General features: G+C 72.1%; 5 protein-coding genes. 4 read left to right on the top strand and 1 reads right to left on the bottom strand.

Going from position 1 to position 6777, the window contains the following annotated elements; translation table 11 throughout:
- Positions 1–39 precede the first annotated feature (39 nt).
- A complete protein-coding gene (locus LJ221_RS04995; protein WP_241714085.1) occupies positions 40–1542 on the bottom strand; it encodes a SulP family inorganic anion transporter in 1503 nt (500 codons plus the stop codon).
- A 364-nt stretch (positions 1543–1906) separates the two neighbouring features.
- Between LJ221_RS04995 and LJ221_RS04990 the strand changes: the two genes are divergently transcribed.
- The 4 genes from LJ221_RS04990 (at position 1907) to LJ221_RS04975 (ending at position 6666) form a co-directional block, all read left to right on the top strand.
- The gene (locus LJ221_RS04990) at positions 1907–2290 is read left to right on the top strand and encodes a MerR family transcriptional regulator (RefSeq protein WP_241714139.1); all 384 of its coding nucleotides are present in this window, start codon (positions 1907–1909) and stop codon (positions 2288–2290) included.
- Between the two features lie 127 nt (positions 2291–2417).
- Entirely contained in the window at positions 2418–4103 is a 1686-nt protein-coding gene (locus tag LJ221_RS04985; RefSeq protein ID WP_241714083.1) for a ribonuclease J, read from the top strand.
- 20 nt (positions 4104–4123) lie between these two features.
- A complete protein-coding gene (locus LJ221_RS04980) occupies positions 4124–4870 on the top strand; it encodes a spermidine synthase (protein ID WP_241714081.1) in 747 nt (248 codons plus the stop codon).
- Between the two features lie 194 nt (positions 4871–5064).
- Complete coding sequence (locus LJ221_RS04975) at positions 5065–6666, top strand: peptide chain release factor 3 (RefSeq protein ID WP_241714079.1); 1602 nt, start codon at positions 5065–5067, stop codon at positions 6664–6666.
- The last annotated feature ends 111 nt before the right edge of the window (positions 6667–6777 follow it).

The raw sequence follows: 6777 nt of genomic DNA, 5'->3' as shown, positions 1-6777 counted from the left end.
GCCGGGGGCCGGTGGCCTGGTTCCGCATGGTTCCGCGGGTCAGTGGCTGTCGGCGAGCTGCCCGGCGAGCCTGTCGTGGATGGCGGCGCTGGCCTTGTTCAGGCCGACGATGGTGACCTTCTTGCCGCGGGCGGCGTACTTGGTCTCGATGGCGTCCAGGGCGGCCACCGAGGAGGCGTCCCAGATGTGGGCGTCGGACAGGTCGATGACGACGTCGTCGGGGTCGCCCGCGTAGTCGAACTGGTAGACCAGGTCGTTGGAGGAGGCGAAGAACAGCTCGCCGGTGACCGCGTAGACGGCCTGCCTGCCGTCGGGGTCGACGACGGCGGAGACCTCGGCGAGGTGGGCGACGCGGCGGGCGAAGATCACCATGGCGGTGATCACGCCGACGACGACGCCGATGGCGAGGTTGTGGGTGGCCACGACCACGGCGACGGTGACGGCCATCACGGCGGTCTCGCCGACGGGCAGCCGCTTGAGCGTCCTCGGCTGGACCGAGTGCCAGTCGAAGGTGGCGAAGGAGACCAGGATCATCACCGCGACCAGGGCGGCCATCGGGATGGTGGAGACCACGGGGCCGAAGGTGACCACCAGGATCAGCAGGAAGACGCCGGCCAGGAAGGTCGACAGCCGGGTGCGGGCGCCGGAGGTCTTCACGTTGATCATGGTCTGGCCGATCATCGCGCAGCCGCCCATGCCGCCGAAGAGGCCGGTGACGACGTTGGCGACGCCCTGGCCGACGGACTCGCGGGTCTTGTTGGAGTGGGTGTCGGTGATGTCGTCGACCAGCTTGGCCGTCATCAGCGACTCCATCAGCCCCACCAGGGCGAGGGCGAACGCGTAGGGGGCGACGGTGACCAGGGTGTCGGTGGTGAAGGGGATGTCGGGCAGGCCGGGGACGGGCAGGGACGAGGGCAGCTCGCCCTTGTCGCCGACGGTGGGCACCGCGATGCCCGCGGCGACGGTGATGACGGTCAGGATGACGATGGACACCAGCGGGGCGGGTACCACCGTGGTGACCTTCGGGAAGAACACCATCAGCGCCAGTCCGCCGATCACCAGCGGGTAGACCGCCCAGGGCACGCCGGTGATCTCCGGCACCTGCGCCATGAAGATCAGGATGGCGAGCGCGTTGACGAAGCCGACCATCACGCTGCGCGGCACGAACCGCATCAGCTTGGCCACCCCGAGCGCGCCGAGGGCGATCTGCATCAGACCGCCCAGGATGACGGCGGCGACCAGGTAGCCCAGACCGTGCTCGCGGTTGAGCGGGGCGATGACCAGGGCGATGGCGCCGGTGGCGGCGGAGATCATCGCCTTGCGGCCGCCCACGACCGAGATCACCACGGCCATGGTGAAGGAGGCGAACAGGCCGACGGCCGGATCCACCCCGGCGATGATCGAGAACGAGATCGCCTCGGGGATCAGGGCCAGGGCGACGACCAGGCCGGCCAGCACCTCGGTGCGGAGGACCTTGGGCGAGGCGAGCCAGTCGGGGCGGGAGGGGCGCAGCCGCCGGGCTGCGGAGGTGTCAGCGGACATGCATCCGTTTCCATGTCGGGCGCGCAGGCGTCAGGCGTGCGCGCGGCGTGCGCGGCTTCCGTGCGGAGCAGGAGGGCCCGGCCGTGCCGCAGCCGTCGTACCCGACAGGGGCGAGACCAGGGATCGGCGGACGTGGGGGACCGCCGGTCGGGCATCATTGCCCGACGGGACTGGGGAGGGCGATGTTCCGCCCGGAAACAAACTCTACCCTGACGTGAGGGATGATTGCGGCCGGAGTCCTGTAAATCGCAGGTAAATACCGTGTGAGGACCTGTGATTCATATCACGCGGTAGGGTTGGGGTTTACGAACCCGAAAAATGTTCGGGCATCAGAGGGGAATCGGCAGTGGCGGACGAGCAGCGGATGCAGATCGGTGAGGTGGCCGACCGGACGGGACTGTCGCTGCGCACCATCCGGCACTACGAGGAGGTCGGCCTCGTCGTCCCCTCGGCCCGCACCAAGGGGGGTTTCCGGCTCTACACCGCCGCCGACGTCGACCGCCTGATGGTCATCCGCCGGATGAAACCGCTGGACTTCTCCCTGGAGGAGATGCGCGACCTGCTGTCCGTCACCGACCGGCTCTCGGCCGGTGAGCCGCCGGAGGAGGCGGAACGGGAACGGCTGCGGGAGCGCCTGGACGCCTACCGCAAGGTCGCCGAGGCCCGCTGCGAGACCCTGCGCGCCCAGCTCATGGCCGCCGAGGACTTCGCCGCCACCCTCCGTCGCCGGCTCGGCCCGCAGGGCTGAGCGCCCGCCCGCAACCTCCCGCTCGCCACCACCTCGCCCACCGCCGTCCCGCCTCCGCCGTGCGGAGCGAACCGGCTGGTGGAAGGGGCGATGAGACAGCCCGGCCGCCCTCGGATAGCGTCAGGGTATGAGTCATCCACACCCTGAGCTGAAGCCCGCCCCCAAGCTGCCCGAGGGAGGGCTGAGGGTCGTCGCCCTGGGCGGCCTGGGGGAGATCGGCCGCAACATGACCGTCTTCGAGTACGGCGGCAAGCTGCTGATCGTCGACTGCGGCGTGCTCTTCCCCGAGGAGCACCAGCCCGGCGTGGACGTGATCCTGCCGGACTTCACCTCCATCCGCGACCGCCTGGACGACGTGGTGGCCGTGGTGCTCACCCACGGCCACGAGGACCACATCGGCGGCGTGCCGTACCTGCTGCGCGAGCGGGCGGACATCCCCGTCGTCGGCTCCAGGCTGACCCTGGCCTTCCTGGAGGCCAAGCTCAAGGAGCACGGCATCAGGCCGCGCACGGCGCGGGTGAAGGAGGGCGACCGGCGGGGCCTGGGCCCCTTCGACTGCGAGTTCGTCGCGGTCAACCACTCCATCCCCGACAGCCTGGCCGTCGCCATCCGCACCGGCGCGGGTCTGGTGCTGCACACCGGTGACTTCAAGATGGACCAGTTCCCGCTGGACGGCCGCATCACCGACCTGCGCGCCTTCGCCCGGCTCGGCGAGGAGGGCGTCGACCTCTTCCTCACCGACTCCACCAACGCCGAGGTCCCCGGCTTCACCACCGCCGAGGCCGACCTGAACCCCGCGATCGAGCAGGTGATGCGCACCGCGCCCCGGCGGGTCATCGTCTCCAGCTTCGCCAGCCATGTGCACCGCATCCAGCAGGTGCTGGACGCCGCCCACGCCTACGGCCGCAAGGTCGCCTTCGTGGGCCGCTCGATGGTCCGCAACATGGGCATCGCCCGCGAACTGGGCTATCTGAAGGTCCCCTCCGGCCTGGTGGTCGGGATGAGGGAACTGGAGAAGCTCCCCGACCACAAGGTCACGCTGGTGTGCACCGGCTCCCAGGGCGAGCCGATGGCGGCGCTGTCGCGGATGGCCAACCGCGACCACATGATCCGCATCGGCAGGGGCGACACCGTGCTGATGGCCAGCTCCCTCATCCCCGGCAACGAGACCGCCATCTACCGGGTGATCAACGGGCTGACCCGCTGGGGCGCCAACGTCGTCCACAAGGGCAACGCCAAGGTCCACGTCTCCGGCCACGCCAGCGCCGGCGAGCTCGTCTACTGCTACAACATCGTCAAGCCCCGCAACGTCATGCCGGTGCACGGCGAGTTCAAGCACCTCAAGGCCAACGCGGACCTGGCCGTGCGCACCGGCGTCGACCCCGAGCGGGTCGTCGTCGCCGAGGACGGCGTCGTCGTCGACCTTGTCGACGGGCGCGCCTCCATCACCGGCAAGGTGCCCGCGGGCAACGTCTACGTCGACGGCATGGAGGTCGGCGGCGCCACCGAGGCGTCCCTGAAGGACCGGCTCACCCTCGCCTCCGAGGGCGTGGTGACCGTCGTCGCCATCGTCGACGCCGACACCGGCGCTCTGGCCGAGCCGCCGGACTTCCTGGCCCGCGGCTTCGTCCACGACGAGGGGACGTTCACCCCGGCCGTCCCGGTGATCGAGAAGACCCTGGCCTCGGCGGCCGAGGAGGGGGTGGGGGACGCGCAGCAGCTCGAGCAGCTCATCGCCCGCTCCGTGGCCTCCTGGGCCTTCCGCACCTACCGCCGCAAGCCCCTGGTCATCCCCGTCGTCATCGACGCCTGACCGCACCGGAGGGCGACCGTATGAGCACGCGCTTCGAGGAGATCGACTGGCGCCCCACCCCGATGGGCGACATCAGCCTGCGCCGCCGCCGGGACCCGGTGACCGGCCGGGAGGTGTACGAGGTCAAGCTCGGCGACGAGTTCCTCATGTCCAGCCTCTTCACCGCCGGCGAGACGGAGCTGGCCCGCCTCGGCCTGGCGGCCCTCCCGGAGGACGGGACCGGCGCCGGCGCCGGGCTGGACGTGGCCGTGGGCGGGCTCGGCCTCGGCCACACCGCGCGGGCCGTGCTGGAGGACCAGCGGGTGCGCTCGCTGGTCGTCGTCGAGGCCCTCCCCGACGTCATCCGCTGGCACGAGGAGAAGCTGGTGCCGCTGGGCGGGGAGCTGGTGTCGGACCGGCGCTGCCGCCTCGTGCGGGGCGACTTCTTCGAGCGGGCCGCGGGCACCGGGGGGCTGGACCCGGAGCGGCCCGGCGGACGCCTCCACGCGGTCCTGCTGGACGTCGACCACTCGCCGCGCCATGTGCTGCACCCCGGCCACGCCCCGTTCTACGGGGAGGCCGGGCTGCGCGCCCTGTCGGAGCACCTCCACCCCGGCGGCGTCTTCGCCCTGTGGTCCGACGACCCGCCCGACGAGGACTTCACCGCCGTACTGGCGCGGGTCTTCGCCACCGCCGAGGCCCACGTCGTCCGCTTCGGCAACCCCTACCGGCCGGGGGAGGAGTCGGCCAACACCGTCTACGTGGCCGGCAAGGGGGCCGGGGTGTAGCGGCGGACGGAGGCCGGGAGCCCGCTCCGCCCTCCGGAAACCCCACTCCTGCCTCAGGGTGGATCTGCGTACGCTGGACCACCGGCCCGGACGGGCGGAGAGGCGTGCGAGACGTACGCGGGCATACGGACACACGAGGAGCGGGTGGAACGGTTGCGCAGGCACAGGGGCGAGACGGACGCGCGGTGCGCGCGGTGAGCGCCGCGGACCGGCAGGCGGCCGGAGAGGCGGCCCGGCGGCGGACGTTCGCGGTGATCAGCCACCCGGACGCCGGCAAGTCGACGCTGACCGAGGCGCTGGCCCTGCACGCGCGGGCGATCACCTCGGCCGGGTCGGTGCACGGCAAGGCCGGCCGGCGCGGAGTGGCCTCGGACTGGATGGAGATGGAGAAGGCCCGCGGCATCTCGGTCACCTCCGCGGTGCTGCAGTTCGCCCACCGCGGCGTGGTGCTGAACCTGCTGGACACCCCCGGCCACGCGGACTTCTCCGAGGACACCTACCGGGTGCTGGCCGCCGTGGACTGCGCGGTGATGCTCGTCGACGCGGCCAAGGGTCTGGAGGAGCAGACCCGCAAGCTGTTCGACGTCTGCCGCCACCGGGGCATCCCCGTCATCACCTTCGTCAACAAGTGGGACCGGCCCGGCCGCGACGCCCTGGAGCTGCTGGACGAGATCGAGTCCGAGTTCCGCCTCAAACCCACCCCCGTCACCTGGCCGGTCGGCGACGCCGGCCGTCTGCGCGGTCTGATCGACGTGCGCGAACCGGGACGGATGCTGCGCTACACCCGCGCCCCCGGCGGTGCCCGTGCGGCGGCCGAGGAGACGGTCCCGGCCGGCCGGGCGGCCGCAGAGGAGGGCGCCGACTGGGAGAAGGCGGTCGAGGAACTGGAACTGCTGCGCGCCGACGGCGCCGAGCACGACCAGGGCTCGTTCCTGGCGGGCAGGTCCACACCGGTGTTCTTCGGCGCGGCCGTCTCCAACATCGGGGTACGGCTGCTGCTGGACGCCGTCGTCGGCCTGGCCCCGCCGCCCGGGGCGCGCGAGCTGGAGGGCGGCGGCAGCCGGCCCGTCGACGCGCCGTTCTCCGGCCTGGTGTTCAAGGTGCAGGCCAATATGGACCGCTCCCACCGCGACCGCATCGCCTTCATGCGGGTGTGTTCGGGAGTCTTCGAGCGCGGCATGACGGTCACGCGGGCCGCTTCGGGGCGGCCGTTCGCCACCAAGTACGCCCACAGCGTCTTCGGCCAGGACCGCTCCTCGGTGGACATCGCCTACCCCGGCGACGTGGTCGGCCTGGTCAACGCCGCCGCCCTGCGGGTCGGCGACACCCTCTACACCGGCAGGCCCGCCGCCTTCCCGCCCATGCCCACCTTCGCCCCCGAGCACTTCGCCGTCGCACGCCCCGCGGACATCGGCCGCTCCAAGCAGTTCCGCCGCGGCATCGCGCAGCTGGACGAGGAGGGTGTGGTCCAGGTGCTCGTCTCCGACCTGCGCGGTGAGCAGGCGCCGGTGCTGGCCGCGGTCGGGCCGATGCAGTTCGACGTGGTCGCCCACCGCATGGAGCACGAGTTCTCCGCCCCCCTGCGGCTGGAACCGCTGCCCTACCACGTCGCCCGGGCCACCGACGCCGCTGGCGCGGACGCTCTCAACCGCACCCGGCTGGTGACGGGGGAGGGCCTGGTCCGCGGCCGCGACCGGACCCATCTCGCGCTCTTCCCCAGCCGCTGGCAGGCCGACTCCTTCACCCGCGAGTTCCCCTCCGCCCGCCTGGAGACGCTCATCGCCGCCCACACCTGAGAGGCGGGCTTCCCGGCGGGCGGCGGCCGGCCCCACCGCCGGAATCCGCCGGCCGCCCTCCCGGCCCGGAGGGGGTGGTGCGGGGCCGCGACCGGTCCCCCGATCCGGTCG

It is taken from the genome of Streptomyces sp. CNQ085 (genome assembly GCF_022614595.1).
GTDB lineage: Bacteria > Actinomycetota > Actinomycetes > Streptomycetales > Streptomycetaceae > Streptomyces.
The sequence above is the reverse complement of the archived record's forward strand: the minus strand, read 5'-3'. Positions and strand labels throughout refer to the sequence as shown.

Coding starts and splice junctions, on each gene's coding strand:
- LJ221_RS04995 (WP_241714085.1), bottom strand. CDS start 1,542: ATGTCCGCTGACACCTCCGCAGCCCGGCGGCTGCGCCCCTCCCGCCCC.
- LJ221_RS04990 (WP_241714139.1), top strand. CDS start 1,907: ATGCAGATCGGTGAGGTGGCCGACCGGACGGGACTGTCGCTGCGCACC.
- LJ221_RS04985 (WP_241714083.1), top strand. CDS start 2,418: ATGAGTCATCCACACCCTGAGCTGAAGCCCGCCCCCAAGCTGCCCGAG.
- LJ221_RS04980 (WP_241714081.1), top strand. CDS start 4,124: ATGAGCACGCGCTTCGAGGAGATCGACTGGCGCCCCACCCCGATGGGC.